This window comes from Meiothermus granaticius NBRC 107808, from assembly GCF_003574355.1.
Lineage (GTDB): Bacteria > Deinococcota > Deinococci > Deinococcales > Thermaceae > Meiothermus > Meiothermus granaticius.
On record NZ_QWLB01000061.1, the window covers coordinates 1 to 14,442 of the forward strand.

Annotated in this window: 10 protein-coding genes and 1 tRNA gene; 9 read left to right on the forward strand and 2 right to left on the reverse strand. The window is 62.8% G+C overall.

What is annotated here, in order from left to right; all coding sequences use genetic code 11:
• A partial coding sequence (locus Mgrana_RS15415) for a Rad52/Rad22 family DNA repair protein (protein WP_119358480.1) occupies positions 1-491 on the reverse strand: 491 nt, incomplete at its 3' end.
• A 123-nt stretch (positions 492-614) separates the two neighbouring features.
• Here Mgrana_RS15415 and Mgrana_RS15420 point away from each other — a divergent pair.
• Both Mgrana_RS15420 and Mgrana_RS15425 read left to right on the forward strand, forming a co-directional pair.
• Positions 615-980: a hypothetical protein gene (locus tag Mgrana_RS15420; protein WP_240631403.1), complete on the forward strand. Its 366-nt coding sequence runs from the start codon at positions 615-617 to the stop codon at positions 978-980.
• A 57-nt stretch (positions 981-1,037) separates the two neighbouring features.
• Positions 1,038-1,113: transfer RNA gene (locus Mgrana_RS15425), tRNA-Ala, on the forward strand.
• A 60-nt stretch (positions 1,114-1,173) separates the two neighbouring features.
• On the opposite strand, the gene Mgrana_RS15430 is transcribed toward Mgrana_RS15425, so the two are convergent.
• The gene (locus tag Mgrana_RS15430) at positions 1,174-1,476 is read right to left on the reverse strand and encodes a hypothetical protein (protein ID WP_119358481.1); all 303 of its coding nucleotides are present in this window, start codon (positions 1,474-1,476) and stop codon (positions 1,174-1,176) included.
• A gap of 179 nt (positions 1,477-1,655) precedes the next feature.
• Between Mgrana_RS15430 and Mgrana_RS15435 the strand changes: the two genes are divergently transcribed.
• The 7 genes from Mgrana_RS15435 to Mgrana_RS15465 all read left to right on the forward strand — a co-directional run.
• Complete coding sequence (locus Mgrana_RS15435; RefSeq protein ID WP_119358482.1) at positions 1,656-4,544, forward strand: ATP-binding protein; 2,889 nt, start codon at positions 1,656-1,658, stop codon at positions 4,542-4,544.
• Between the two features lie 24 nt (positions 4,545-4,568).
• A complete protein-coding gene (locus Mgrana_RS15440; protein WP_119358483.1) occupies positions 4,569-4,748 on the forward strand; it encodes a hypothetical protein in 180 nt (59 codons plus the stop codon).
• A gap of 76 nt (positions 4,749-4,824) precedes the next feature.
• A complete protein-coding gene (locus Mgrana_RS15445; protein WP_119358484.1) occupies positions 4,825-7,707 on the forward strand; it encodes a DUF3466 family protein in 2,883 nt (960 codons plus the stop codon).
• Between the two features lie 240 nt (positions 7,708-7,947).
• Entirely contained in the window at positions 7,948-10,626 is a 2,679-nt protein-coding gene (locus Mgrana_RS15450) for an alpha/beta hydrolase (protein WP_147021125.1), read from the forward strand.
• A gap of 284 nt (positions 10,627-10,910) precedes the next feature.
• Positions 10,911-12,077, forward strand: a complete 1,167-nt coding sequence (xylA, locus tag Mgrana_RS15455; protein ID WP_119358486.1) for a xylose isomerase — start codon at positions 10,911-10,913, stop codon at positions 12,075-12,077.
• Positions 12,078-12,084: 7 nt separating this feature from the next.
• Complete coding sequence (gene xylB / locus Mgrana_RS15460; RefSeq protein ID WP_119358487.1) at positions 12,085-13,554, forward strand: xylulokinase; 1,470 nt, start codon at positions 12,085-12,087, stop codon at positions 13,552-13,554.
• Between the two features lie 53 nt (positions 13,555-13,607).
• Positions 13,608-14,442, forward strand: an 835-nt coding sequence (locus Mgrana_RS15465) for an N-acetylmuramoyl-L-alanine amidase (protein ID WP_240631404.1), incomplete at its 3' end; no start/stop codon positions are given.

Here is a 14,442-nt window from a genome sequence, read left to right on the forward strand (position 1 = left end):
CGAGGGGGCTCGGCCAGCGGGGCGGGCTCTGCTCGTTTTAGGTCAGGGCGGCTCCCCTCGAGCGGGGGTTTGGGCTCCCCCCAGTTCAGCTCGGGGATCTTGAAGCGCCCTGAATCCGGGTCATGATCCACCCACTGCTTGTCCAGGCGGTAGAGGTAACGCCCAATGCCAAACTTCACCGCAGCCCGCTTCAGGGCATCGGAGAAGGCCGCTTTGAGGCTATCCCCCTCCCCCACGTCCTCTTTGGCGGTGTCAAGAACGGTAAGGCGGCAACGCACCGCGTAATTGGCGTCGCGGGCCTCGAGCAGCTCATAGCTATCGGCCCAGCCGCTCGGCCCCAGCACCTCATCCAGCCGGTCCAGCACGGTTCTGGCATCCACATAAGGCACCACCAAAGCCCGGCGCTTATCCTTGGAGAGGGCCTCCACTCGCCACTGGACCTCACCTGCTGGAAAGGGCTCTGCCAGCTTGTTCCAGACCTCGGAATTCATTGGCCCCCATTCTTGCAGGTTTCCCCATAGGCGTCTATCCCACGCCGCTTAGCCCCGTGACCTAAAGCGCAGCTTAACCCCCATCACACCTTCAGGCTCCTGGAGGGCTTTAGCCTGAGCCCCATGAAGCTTATTCTCCCCCTGGTTTTGCTGGTCTCGTCAGGCCTGGCTCAGGTGCAACTCCAGATTCAAGTGCCTGCAGCGCCCGTTCAGGTCAGCGCCGGGATTCAGGTTTCGCTGATGCCGGCCCTGGTGGTGGTCGAGCGGCAACCCGAGCCCCAAGGGATTGTGGTGGTCTACCGCAGCCACCAGGTCTACGAGGTATACCGCCACCACGACCGCGACCTCGAGCGGCGGGGCTGGGTACGCACCAAGTACCGGGCTAAGGGCGGGGTTTATGTGGCTGAGTATCGGCGGGGCAAGGCCAAAGCCCGGCTCGAGGTGCGGGGACAGCACGGACGGGTACGGGTTAAGGTGCATGAGGGCTAAGCCAGACTAGACATCCCTGCGCTCGGAAGCTAAACTAGCGGTTGCCTCGAGAAGCGTGGGGCCGTGGCGCAGTTGGGAGCGCGCTTGAATCGCACTCAAGAGGTCGGGGGTTCGAATCCCCTCGGCTCCACCACATCCGCAGCACCAGTCCGGGCCCCCTCATGAGGGAGCCCGGATCTGCGGTTAATTCAGGTTACCCCTGCACGGCAGCCAAAGCGCCATTCCAACGCTGCAACTCAACCTGCTCGAGCCGCAGGATAAACTCCCACAGCTCCATGGGGTCTACCGAGTGGGCGGCCAGCGCCCCCGTTTTGACCGGAATTTGCTTGAGGATCTTGATCCCCACCTCGACCTCACGAATGGCCTCGGCAGGGGCCTGGGGTTGGCCAAAGTGATGGGCGTGGCGGCTCAGAAACTGCAAGGCCCGCAATGCGCTCTTATGCTCACGATCCCGGGCTTGGTGCAGAAGATGTTGGTACAGATCCCAGGTGTCCATGCCCTAGAGTATGCAGGGAGAATCAAGGCTGGAGTGCCGGTTTGGGCGTTACTTGGGCGCGAAGGTGTTACGGGCATGGCCTTCTCCTACCCGCCCCAAAGCTCCCGACTGGGGAATGGAGTGCTTCGCTACGGTTTTAGGCACTACAATGAGAACACCCTAAAGCGTTGGTGGAGCATATGTGGTCATCCGCCTGCTTGTACCTGCTGGACGAGCCCCACGTGCGGGTGGGGGACGTGCGCCACGACCTGGTCCCCTCGCGCCCGGTGTACCTGCTGATCTACCTGGCCTGCCGGGGGGAGTGGGTGGGCCGCGAGGCGCTGGCCGGGCTGTTCTGGCCCGACCGCCCCGAGGAGGAAGCCCGTCACAACCTGCGGGTGGTGCTGCACCGGGCCAAAGCCCTGCCCTGGGCTGGGGGCCTCGAGGTCGAGCGGGAGCGGGTCCGGCTCCGGATGGATACCGATACCGCCCACTTCCGCCAGGCGCTGGGCCAAGCCCACTGGGAACGGGCTGTGCGCCTGCATCGGCGGCCTTTTTTGCAGGGCTTCCCCTGGCAGGACGCGCCCGCCCTGGAAGACTGGGCCACCCTCGAGCGCGAGAGCCTGCGGGAAGCCTGGCAGCAAGCCGCCCGCCACCACGCCGAGGCCCTCCAGCAAGCCGAACAGCACGCCGAGGCTTGCCGGCTGCTGGCGGAAATTCTACGGCAGAACCTGTTGAGTGAGGACATCGTACAGGACTACCTGCGGGCTGCCTACCTGGCCGGGCAGCGCGAGGCGGCCCTGAAGGTCTACGAACGCTTTGTACAGGAGCTGAAGCAGGAGCTAGGATTGGAGCCCCTGCGGGCCACCCAGGAACTGGCCCAGGCCCTGCGGCGGAATGAGTCGGCGCAAATTCCTGGTGAAAAGCCTCATCCCAAACACAACCTGCCTGGCTTCAACACCCGCTTTGTGGGGCGGCAGCTCGAGCTGGCTGCTCTCGAGCGAAAGCTGACCAATCCCGAGTGCCGACTCCTGACCCTGGTAGGGCTGGGCGGCATGGGCAAGACCCGACTGGCCGTAGAGCTGGCCCAGCGAATGGCGGATCGGTTCGCCGATGGGGTCTGGTTCGTGCCCCTGGTGGGGGTAGAGACACCGGATTTGCTGGTCGCAAGCATTGCCTCGGCGCTGAGCCTCGGCCTTCGCGGCCCCACCGATCCCAAAACCCAACTGCGGCGTTACCTGCAATACAAGGAGATGCTCCTTCTGCTGGACAATTTCGAGCGGCTGCAAGCCGAGGCGGGTTTGTTGGAAGACCTCCTTCAGGCCCCAGGCCTTCGGCTGGTGGTGACCTCGAGGGTAGCCCTGGAACTTCCCAGCGAGTGGCTCTTCGACCTGGGGGGCCTGACCTATCCTCCCCTGCACACCGAAGAACCCCTGGGAAACTACGACGCGGTGAGGTTTTTTTACCAGCGGGCCGAGCGCCAAAACCTGAGCCTCGAGCCCAGCGCCTCCACCTTGGAAGCCATGGCTGAACTATGTCGGAGGGTGGAGGGGATGCCCCTGGCCCTCGAGCTGGCCGCCACCTGGCTCCGAGTCCTTAGCCTGGAGGAACTCCTGGCTCAAGTCAGCCATAGTCTGGGAGTCCTGCCAACGGAGCCCCATTTTCCAGAGCATCAGCACAGCCTGCAGGCCATTATGGACTACTCCTATGGGCTCTTGTCCGAAGCCCAGCAGGCCGCTCTGGCTCGGCTGGCGGTATTTCCGGGAGGGTTCAGCCTCGAGGCTGCCGAGCAGGTCGCCGGGGCCCACCTGGGGCGTCTCCTACAACTGATCAACCACGCCCTTCTTCGCCGAAGCAGCGATGGGCGTTACCAAATGCACGAGCTGGTACGGCAGTTCGCCCTCGAGCAACTGCAACAAAGCAATGAAGCCCGAACTGTGTACGAAAAGCTTCTAGGTTACTTCCGAACCCTGGCTGATCAAGCCGAATCGCATTTGGGCAGTGAACAACAGCTCCATTGGCTGGCCCGGTTGGATGCCGAAGCGGACAACCTACATCATGTTTTGGACTGGGGGTACGCCCACAACATCCCCGAGGCCGTGCTCCTTACGGTCAGTCTGGGGCGGTATTGGGAAGCGACAGGCCGCTGGCAGGGCGGAGCTTTTTGGGTTCGGCAAGCCCTGGCCCACCTAGATCAAGTGCCTTCAGAGGTTCAGGCCAGGCTGTTCCTCAAGGCGCTGGGGATGGCGGTGGGGATGGACGACCACAGCGCAGCCCAAGCCTTGGCCCCCAAAGCCCTGGAGCGCTGCAAGCAGGCGGGCATCCCAGAATTCGTGGCCGAGTACCACAACCTGATGGGCTGGCTGGCCACCAACCGGCAGCAGTTCCACAAAGCGCAAAAGCACCTACAAAAGAGCCTCGAGCTGGCCCAGAAATCCCGTTGCGAACGGGTAGAAAACCACGCCTTGCTCAACCTGGGAAACCTGGCTCTGAAACAAAACCGGCTGGAGGAGGCTGGTTTGTATCTCGAGAGGAGCCTAAAGCTGGCCCAGGCGCGACAGGATGCGCGGTTGGAGATGATCAGCCTGGCCAACTGGACTGGCTACCTTTTAGGCCGCCAGGCGTATGCGCGCTCGGTGGAACTCTGCGAAACAGCACTGGCGCTGGCCCAGCGCTTGGAACACCCCTTCTACAAAGCCCTCATCCAGGGCAACCTTGGTTATGCCTTGTGGCAACTGGGCGACTATCCTGCCGCCGAGCCGATCTACCGGGCCCATGTGCTGGAGTTCTTTGAGCTGGGCAACCTGGCGTTTTTCAGCGAAAACGCCCTCGAGCTGGCCGCCTTCTGGAGCCATCTGGGGTTTACCGAGGAGGCCGTGCGGTTGTGGTTTGCGGTTGAGGGTCTGCGCCAAAAACACGGCTACCCGGTCTTTGAGGGGTATCTCGAGCTGCGCCAACGGGTGATGGGGTCGGTACTGCCAGAGCAGCTGGCTTCACTGCAACAAGCCGGTGAAACCATGTCCGCACCAGAAATCCGAGATTTTATCCGTCAAGCTGCCCGCTTTCCCCAGCCTGAGACGCTGGTGTAACGCTTCCCCCCTACCCTGCCTTCCATGACCCCCAGGCTGCGCCAGAGCCTCCTGGTGCGGGTGTTCACCACCCCCAGTCCGAACGGCCTTCCCCGCGCCACCTACCGCCTGCACGACCTGAAGACCGGCAACGAGGTGGAGCTGACCTCCTGGGAGGAGCTACGGGCCTACCTAGAGCACCGCTGGCCGCGCCGGTTGCGCTGAGGTGGTGTATAGCCCTGGGTTTCTGAAAAGCCCAAGAAACAGACTTTGGAGAGCAAACAAGGCCAAGGAGGAGTCCATGAAAACCTATATTCAGACGCTGTTTATTCGCTCCTGCCGGTACTGGCTGGCCCTGGCCCTGCCAATACTCTTGCTGAGCTGCGGTCAGCCCAGCCCACCCCCACCGCAGGCGGTGCGGGTGGAGGTTACCCCAGGTGGCCTGCTGCTGACCCGCGCCGGGGAGAGCCAAACCCTGCGCGCCAGGGCCTACGACGCCCAGGGCAGGGAGATCAAAGCGGCCTTCACCTATAGCTCCAGCAACCCCGCCATCGCCAGCGTCACCCCGGAGGGCCGGATCACGGCCCAGGCCGACCTGGGCTCGGCCCGGGTGGTGGTGCAGGCTGGGCAGACCAGGGCCGAGGTGGGGGTGATGGTGGCCCAGCCAGTGGTAGGGGCCACCCTGGTCTCGGACAGCCAGGTCGTCCTTATCGAGGGCACCGACCCCAATGCCCCCTTCGAGGTGGGCTATCGCTACATCGTCACCCTGGAAGGCGTGAGCCCCCCGGCGGTGGGGAGCGTGCTGATGAGCCAGGGCAGCCTGCCGGTGGCGGGAAGGGTATTGGAGGTCAGGCAGAACGGGAACCAGACCCTGGTCACGCTCGAGCTGGTGTCCATTGACCAACTCCTTTCCCGTTATCGTCTCCAAGAGACCTTTGACCTGCGGGGTGTTTCACCCCATATTCCCCAGGATGTGGAGGAAAACTTTGAGATCACCCCGGAGGGCGGGGGTAGGTATAGCCTTTCCCTTAAGCCGGATAAAAGCCTCTCCACCACCGCCCTGGGCCCCGGAGCTGTGCGGCCCATGGTGGACTTCAACCTGGGACCCCTGAAGTGCAGCACCGACGCGGGCAGCGCGTTGAACGTCTCTGTAAACAAAGTAGACGTAAAAATAGACCTCTCCTCTCTGGGCTTTGAGCTGCTATGGACAGACCAAACGAAAAGGCTTCTGCTGGTGGGCAAGCCCAAGGTACAGTTCACCTTTGAGCCCAGGCTGAGTGCAGCCATCGCCGGCAAGGTCAGCTGCAAGATGCAGTTCTTTGAGATACCCCTGCCGGTACCCGGAGTGCTTTTCGCCGTGGCCAAGCTCTACAACCCCGTAGGGGCCGGTTTTGAGCTCGAGGGCCAGATACCCGTGGCCAACGCCAGCTTTAAGGCCAGCACCGAGCTTCTGCTGAGCCTGCGAACCGGACTGGAGTGCAACCCCGATTGCAGCGTACCCCACGAGATAACCCAGGAGCAGGTCAAGCCAGACCTGAAGTGGACGCTTCCAGAGGTGCCCTCGGGGGTCAAGCTGGAGGCTAGGGCCGGTGGCTTCGCCTACCTGAGCCTCAACACCGGCCTTCGCGCATGGATGACCAAAGCCATTCAAGTGGTAGGGATAAGGGTTTCCGACTACGAATTTTTCATCGCCAAGGCTGGGGTGAACCTGGAAGGCCAGCTGGCCTCAGAAGAGACGCAAGTAAAGGACGCCAACTTCGCAGCCAGGTATGGCCTCAAGGCGGAGCTCAGCATAGGCACCGGCAAAGATTTACAAAAGGCTCTGGAGGCCCTAAAACTCCCGATCACAGCCGTAAGCTTCAAGTTCCCCTTCGAGCTGGCCTCCTCCCCCAGAGCCATATCCCTCATTGCCGACCGCAACAGCTTCCGGGCGGGCGACACCGTGCGCTTCCGGGTGAACCTGGGCGATACCCAGTTCCCCGTTCTGGGCTACCAGGTGGAGGCGGTGCGTGTCTATCACAACACCGGCACCCCCGAGAACCCCGTGCTGGTGCTGGCCAACCAGGCCACGGCCTCCCCTGGCCAGACCGAGTTCGAGCTTCCCTGGGTGGCTACAGTGGATGGGCAGGTGGTGGAGGGCAGCGGCAATAGCACCCGGCGCCCCTTTGTGGCCTTTGTAAAGACCAGGCTGCTGGACACGCGGCTCGAGCTGGGGAATGTCGGCGTAGGTTGTGCTGGCTCTGCAAACGTGCAGTACTGCATAACAGATCTGGGCACACTTGGGGGGAGTTACTCCATCGCCTGGGAAATCAATGAAAACGGTCAAGTAGTGGGAGAGTCTCGCAACACCGGTGGCCAGGTCCGTGCTTTTTTGTGGCAGGACAACCAGATGACCGATTTAGGAACCTTGGGAGGCAGTTCCTCGGAAGCGTACGGGATTAACGAAAACGGTCAGATTGTGGGTTCCTCCAGCACTGACAGTGGCCAAGATCACGCTTTCCTGTGGCAAAACGGACAGATGACCAACCTGGGAACCTTAGGGGGAAGCTTCTCATTGGCCCGCAAAATCAACAACAACGGCCAAATTACCGGCTGGGCTGCCAATGTCAGTGGCCAGGCTCGAGCGTTCCGCTGGCAAAATGGCCAGATGACCAATCTGGGAACCTTGGGAGGAAGCCTCTCAGCAGGTTATGCCATCAACCAAAGTGGGCAGGTGGCCGGTGAATCCCATACTCCTGGCGGAGAATTCCGGGGATTCCTTTGGCAGAATGAGCAGAGTGGAATGATTAATCTGGGCACCCTCGGTGGAAACCGTTCGGAGGCTTATGCCCTCAACAACCTCGGCCAGGTGGTAGGCATTTCCATCCTCGCCAACGGCCAGACCCATGCCTTCCTGTGGCAAAACGGGCAAATGACCGATTTAGGCACACTTGGCGGAAGAACGTCAACCGCTTGGGGTATCAATGACCAGGGCGTTGTGGTTGGCTCATCCGAGAATGCCAGCAATACAAACCGCGCTTTTATCTGGCGGAACGGTCAAATGAGCGATTTGAACTCTCTGATTGACTCAACCCAGGGATGGGTACTCACCGAGGCTAGCGACATCAACAATCAAGGCCAGATCGTTGGTTATGGTCGGTTCAACGGCCAGACCCGTGCTTTCCTGCTTACTCCAATCCGATAGAAGACTTTTCACAAAAATGAGCCACCCTGGGTTAGGGGCCCTTCGTACTAGACAAGGTGGTTACCGACTGTTCAGGCAGCAACTTACTACGCTATTGGCGTTTCAATCACCCTGACAGCAAGTCTACAAACGGTCTTCCCTTGAGACACTGGTGTAGCGCTTGATGCCTACAGTAGCCCTCGAGGCTCCCCCAAACCCAAACCGGGGCAGTGCTCAGGAGCATAGCTCAGGAGGTGAATCATGCGGCCTTTAGTACATTTGGTAGTAGGACTATTGCTGGTGTTGCTGGTAGGATGCGGCAACCGCTCGGCCAGCCCGGACTCCGGCCCGCAGGTGTTCGTGGGTGAGATTGTGGGCAGCGATGCCCTGATTGCGCTGGTGGTGCAGGACGGCAACCTGGTGGCCTACGCCTGTGGTGGCCCCAACAGCTGGGGCAGCCATACCGGCTGGTTCTACGGCTCGGTAGGCGCAGGGCAGATTAACCCCACCACCGCCCCCAACGGACACCGCCTCGAGGGCCGCCTGGACGGCCAGACTGCCAGCGGCAGCTTCACCCTGCCCGACGGCAACACCCTGCGCTGGAGCGCAGAGCGGGCCCGCCCTGGCTCCGGTGCGGGGCTTTACAGCCACGAACAAGACGGGCAGCTTACCGGCCTGATTGTGACCAACACCGGCAAAATGGCCGGAGCCTCCCGGCTGGCGACCGGCGACAGCACCGGCCTCTATGCCCCGGTGCAGGTCACCACGCCGCCCACTTCCACCAACGCCTCGCCGGGGGTAAGCGTGAACTTCCCCAATCTGCCCCCCCGCGACCTCAACCTGACCCCGGTAGACCTTCTGCGCCACATGGTGGTTCCCGATAGCCCCACCCTCATTGTGCTGCTTCACGGGGCCGCCGCCCGAACCCCAGGGGATGACCCCAGGGAAAACGGCGTGCCCGGCACCCGCAAGCACGCCCGGCACTACTGGACCTACCCCTTTGTGAAGGGGCTGCTGGGGGCCGTCCTGGACAAGGATATTCCACTCGTAACCCTCGAGGGCACCGACATCACTGGAAAGAAATTCCTCGATGACGGCCTGACCCTGCCCGGCCAGGGGGTTGACCAGGTACCCGCCTCCGATCAATGCACCCCGGGCGACCTGATGACCGCCGAACGTTTTAGCCCTGGGCAGGCTGCCGCACCCAGGCTGACCGTACTGCTCAGCCACCGGGATGCCAAGGACAGCCTGGTAGAGCAGGCCATGTACGCGGTGGATCAGATTTACGCCTGCGTCACCCTGTTCGAGCGGACCTTCAGCCGCAAACCCAAGCTGGTCTTCGTAGCCCATAGCTGGGGCGGCCTGATCACCCGCTTCATCCTCTCGAACCCTACTCGAGCCTCCCTGCAAGCCATCACCAACCCCCTCAGCCTGCGCTTCCCCGCCAGCAACAGCCGCTACGACACCGGCGACCTGTCCACCCGGGTCAAGATGGACTACCTGCGCAACCTGACCTACTACGCCACCACCATGGCCACCCCCCATCAGGGCGTGCGCTTTATGGATCGGGCAACGGAGGTCATCCGGGCCGTAGGGGTGCTGCGTGGTACTACCGATGCAGCCGACCAGGAACAAGAACGCCTGCTCAATGCCTGGCGTAACGCCGTGAGCCTGCTGATCAACCTGCCGCCCCTCGACGCCGTCAACGCCGAGCCGGTGGTTGCCGCGCTGGCCTCGTTTGAACAGTTCGCCCAAACCACCATCCTTGGCACCAACCGAGTCTGGGGAGAGAGCCACACCGGGCTGTGGGCGGCCCTCAACACCGGGCCGCTGCACCCCAGCCGGGCCATCCGCACCAACCATTCCCCCATCGTGGGGGCCAAAAACCAGCTCATCCCCATCTACGCCCTGGGAGCCCGCAACCCCGGCAGCACTGTGGCCGATACCCTCAACTTGGTTCAGATCCCCCTTGATTACATTGACCTGGGTAGCTTACAGAAAGGCGAGGCTAAACAGTCTTGGGTTTTGCAGGCCATCGGGGGGGACTTCATCTACCGGTTCCTGGACCTGAGCACCGGCCCCCGCACCCCATTTGCGGGCTTTGCCAGCCAGCTCGACCGCACCGAGCGGGTGGATGCCCTGGCCCTGCTGCGCACATACCTGGACTCGGTGGCCCCGCAGCTCAACCTCTTCTTCCGCGCCCAGTTCGGCAGCGATATCTCTAGCCTTCTGCGCTTCGTGCTGGGGCAACTCAAGGTGCAAAGCACCTCCGCTGTGCCCATCTTTCTCAACCAGGGTTTCCGGATTGACCTGGGCGGCAGCGTGCAGTTGCCGGAGCCCCGGTTGTCCTGTTCGGGTGTGAATATCACCCTGGATTATGGCCCGGTGGTGGTGGCCCTGGTGGCCCACTACGGCAGCTTGCAGCAAGCGGCCAGTGCCCTGGCCTTGCTCAACTTCCCTGCTTTACTGAGCGCCCTCAACAGCCTGGGGGGTGATTTCGTCGGCCTGGCGGTGAATCTTTCCAACTGGATGACTCAGACCTTGACCACCCAGACCAACCTTCCTTCGGCATGTCTTAATCATGCCAATTGGACGCTCTCCTGGCCCCTGACCAGCATCCCCGCCCCCAGGGTGGTTGGCACCGGTGTATCGGTGAGCGATAACGTGATTGACAACGACGGCCTGGTGGAATTCGACTCGGCCATGGGCTTCCGGCTGGGCACCGGCATCAACGAGTTTTTCGACCACACCCGCACCGACTTCGTGGTGGACGGCAAACCCCTGCCCGGTTCGTGGTATCGTCGCTACCGCAGCGGCCTGGAGGGGTTCAACCACGACATACAAAGAGAAGAAGCCGGACGCTACGTCTGGGACAACATCCTCTCGCGCAACCCCGGCCCCTTGCCCAGCGGCCAAGGCGAGTTGAGCGTACAACCCTAATGTATTTGCGTAGGGTCGGGTCTGACACTCGGCCCCGTGAGCAGACGGTTTAGGTCTTACGGCCACTCCACAGGCCCAAGCCAGCCGGGACTTGGGCCTGTGATCATCATCGAGCTGTGAATGTGGCGGCTGGTCTCCTGTCCGCTCGAGCTTATCCCAAAGAGTCCCGCGCGGCTGGGGCCTCGAGCCGCCCGGATATCTTCCAGAGCCATGGAGAAAAACGTTATACTCACAGCCGTCGGAGACTACCCCTCAAGCCGAAACAGGAACAGGAGATCCTAGGTATGGCCAACTACACCCCTCAACCTTCGGACAAGTTCACCTTTGGCCTATGGACGGTGGGCAACCTTGGGCGTGACCCCTTCGGGGAGGCCACCCGGGTGCGGCTCGAGCCCACCTATATTGTGGAGAAGCTGGCTGAGCTAGGGGCCTATGGCGTGAGCCTCCACGATAACGACCTCGTACCCCTTGAGGCCAGCCCCAACGAGCGTGACCGTATCGTGCGCGAGTTCAAAAAGACCCTAGAGCAAACCGGGCTCAAGGTCACGATGGCCACCACCAACCTCTTCACCGACCCGGTGTTCAAGGATGGAGCCTTTACCTCTGCCGATGCTCGGGTGCGGGCTTTCGCGCTGCAAAAAACCATGCGGGCCATGGACCTGGGGGCCGAGTTGGGGGCTCAAATCTATGTCTTCTGGGGCGGCCGCGAGGGATCAGAAGTGGACTTCAGCGGCAAGCTGCTGGATGCGCTCTCCTGGTTCCGGGACAGCCTAAACTTCCTGGCTGAGTACAGCGATTCGCAGGGCTATGGCTATCGCTTTGCCCTCGAGCCCAAGCCCAATGAGCCGCGCGGCGATCTCTTTCTGCCGGTCGTCGGGGCGGCGCTGGGGTTCATCGCCACCTTGGACAAGCCCGAGCGCTTCGGCTTAAACCCGGAGTTCGCCCACGAGACCATGGCTGGGCTTAGCTTCCCCCACGCCATCGCCCAAGCCATTGACGCGGGCAAGCTCTTCCACATTGACCTCAACGACCAAAAGATGTCCCGCTTTGATCAAGACCTGCGTTTCGGGGCCGAGAACCTCAAGGCGGCGTTCATGTTGGTCAAGCTGCTGGAGGACTCGGGCTACGACGGCCCGCGCCACTTCGACGCTCACGCCCTGCGCACCGAGGATGAGGCTGGGGTATGGGAGTTTGCCAAGGGCTGCATGCGCACCTATTTGATCCTCAAGGAAAAAGCCCAGCGGTTCGACCAAGACAGCGAGATCCAGGCCGCCCTCAAGGCCTACCGGGTTGAAGACGCCGAGCTCGAGGCCCTCTCCAAAGGCTTTTCCAAGGAAAAGGCCGAGGCCCTCAAGGCTCGAGGCTTCGATCTGGACGCGCTGCGCAAGCGCGGACCGGGGTTGGAGCGGCTCGATCAGCTCACCCTGGAATTGTTGATGGGCGTGCGCTAGGAGACGCATGAACCCCGTATCCATCGGTTTAGATCTGGGCACCAGCGGTCTCAAGGTCATTGCGGTCACCGCCCAAGGGGAGCGGGTTGCAGAAGCCAGCGCCAATTATCCGCTGCTCACCCCCAAGCCTGGCTGGACCGAGCAAAACCCACAGGACTGGGTCGAGGCTACCCGCAAGGCGCTCTCTGAGCTGGCCTTGGCCCTCCGGGGGCGGTACGAGCCGGTAGCGCTCGGGCTCTCCGGGCAGATGCATGGGGCAACCTTCTTGGACGCTCAGGGGCAGGTGATTCGCCCGGCTCCGCTATGGAACGACCAGCGCACCGGGGAAGCCTGCGCCGAGATCGAGCGGGCCATACCCCGCGGCGAGCTGATCCAGCGGACTGGAAACCCAGCGGTAACCGGATTCCAGCTCCCCAAACTGGTCTGGCTGCGTCGAGCAGAACCGGAACACTTTGCCCGTGTGGCCCAAGTGTTGCTCCCCAAGGACTACCTGGGGTTTGCCCTGACCGGACACATGGCCACCGAGCCCTCGGATGCCTCGGGGGTGGGGGCGCTTAACCTGGCTGCGAGAGCCTGGGACCACGATATCTTATCTGCTCTGGACTTGCGCGCAGGGATGTTCCCCGAGGTCCTCCCTTCCCATGCAGTAAGCGGTAGGCTGAGCCCAGAGTGGGCCAAGGCCACCGGACTGCCGGAGGGCCTACCGGTGGTCGCGGGGGCCGGGGACAACGCTGGGGCGGCAATCGGGCTGGGGCTTTCTCAGACCCGCCCTGGTCTGGGCAGCCTGAGCCTGGGCACCAGCGGGGTGCTGTTTGTGCCCCTCGAGACCCCCACCCCCGAGCCCGAGGGCCGCATCCACCTTTTCTGCCACGCCGACGGAGGGTATCACCTTCTGGGGGTCACCTTGGCTGCCGCCGGCAGCCTGCAGTGGTACCGAGACAAGCTGGCCCCTGGCGTCCCCTTTGACGAGCTGATGGGCGAGGCCGAGGCGGTCTCGGTTGGCAGCGATGGCCTGGTCTTCATGCCCTACTTGGCCGGGGAGCGCAGCCCCTACCTCGATCCCGATCTGCGCGGCTCCTGGCTGGGGCTGAGCCTGGCCCATGGGCGCGGGCATCTGACCCGCTCGCTGCTCGAGGGCGTAGCCTTGAGCCTGCGGGACGTGCTCGAGGTCATGCGCCCACTGGTACGGCTCGAGCGGTTGCTGGCCATCGGTGGGGGAGCCCGCTCGGAGCTATGGCTTAGCATCGTGGCCTCAGCCCTGCGGCTCCCGCTGGCCCGCACCGAGATCGAGGAAGGCCCGGCCCGAGGCGCTGCGGTGCTGGGGCTGGTGGGGGCCGGGGTTTATGCCAGCGTGGCCGAGGCCCTGGAGGCTACCGCGCCTCAACAGACCGAGTTGCAACACCACAGGCTCGAGATGGAAACGGTATATGCCCGGTACAAACAGGGGTTTGCGGCGGTGACCCTGTTTAAGGATTAGAGCGCTCTTCCCTCACGCAAGGCTCAGCCCTCAGCGCGTACACTGGGTGTGGTTTGAATCGCTTAGGTCTGGGCTTGGCCTTGTTAATGCTGTGGGGATTCGTGGTGTGGGCGCAGGAGGTGCCCAACCCTGAGGGGCTGGCCCCACGAATCGGCGACCATCCTGGGTATACCCGGGTGGTGTTTGATCTGCCTCCAGGGGCCACCTATACCCTCGAGCCTCTAGGAGCAGCCCTGCGCCTAACCCTTCCCGGCCTCACCATCACCCCCGGCATCACCTACACCGACCGGCCCGAGCTAGCGGGGTATGTGATGGAGCAGTTTGAAGACCACGCCGGAATCCTGTTCTTGACCCCCCAAGGGGTCAGCCCGCGCTCCGGGTTCAAACTGCAAGAACTGCCCGCCGCTGAGGGGGAGGGCAAGCGGCTGGTGATTGACCTCTCCGGGGCCTTTGCCGACACCACCCCCTTTACCCCACCCCCTAATTTCAGCTTCGTCAAGGCCAAGGGGCGGCGCTTCAGCGTGGTGCTGGATCCCGGCCATGGCGGGCCGGATTCCGGGGCGGTGGGGCTGGTGGTGGAGAAAGAGGTCAACCTCGAGGTGGCCAAACGGGTCGCGGCCTTGCTGCAAAGCGCCGGGGTAGAAGTAATCCTGACCCGCAATGACGACAGCGCCTTCTCGGCGGATAAGCGCACCGACCTCACCGCGCGGGTCAATCTGGCCAAAGGCAGGAACCTCTACGTCTCCATTCACGCCAACGCCACCTCGCCCCCTCGAGCCGACTGGGCCTGCGGCCTGGAGGTGTACTACTACGGCCCTGACAACGCCCGAATTGTCTACCCCCCGGCCCTGCCGCTCCTTCCCAGCCAGCCCGTAATCGCCCCACCGG

Excerpts from the sequence above, each read along its gene's own strand:
- Mgrana_RS15420 (WP_240631403.1), top strand. The coding sequence starts at position 615 with ATGAAGCTTATTCTCCCCCTGGTTTTGCTGGTCTCGTCAGGCCTGGCT.
- Mgrana_RS15430 (WP_119358481.1), bottom strand. The coding sequence starts at position 1,476 with ATGGACACCTGGGATCTGTACCAACATCTTCTGCACCAAGCCCGGGAT.
- Mgrana_RS15435 (WP_119358482.1), top strand. The coding sequence starts at position 1,656 with ATGTGGTCATCCGCCTGCTTGTACCTGCTGGACGAGCCCCACGTGCGG.
- Mgrana_RS15440 (WP_119358483.1), top strand. The coding sequence starts at position 4,569 with ATGACCCCCAGGCTGCGCCAGAGCCTCCTGGTGCGGGTGTTCACCACC.
- Mgrana_RS15445 (WP_119358484.1), top strand. The coding sequence starts at position 4,825 with ATGAAAACCTATATTCAGACGCTGTTTATTCGCTCCTGCCGGTACTGG.
- Mgrana_RS15450 (WP_147021125.1), top strand. The coding sequence starts at position 7,948 with ATGCGGCCTTTAGTACATTTGGTAGTAGGACTATTGCTGGTGTTGCTG.
- xylA (WP_119358486.1), top strand. The coding sequence starts at position 10,911 with ATGGCCAACTACACCCCTCAACCTTCGGACAAGTTCACCTTTGGCCTA.
- xylB (WP_119358487.1), top strand. The coding sequence starts at position 12,085 with ATGAACCCCGTATCCATCGGTTTAGATCTGGGCACCAGCGGTCTCAAG.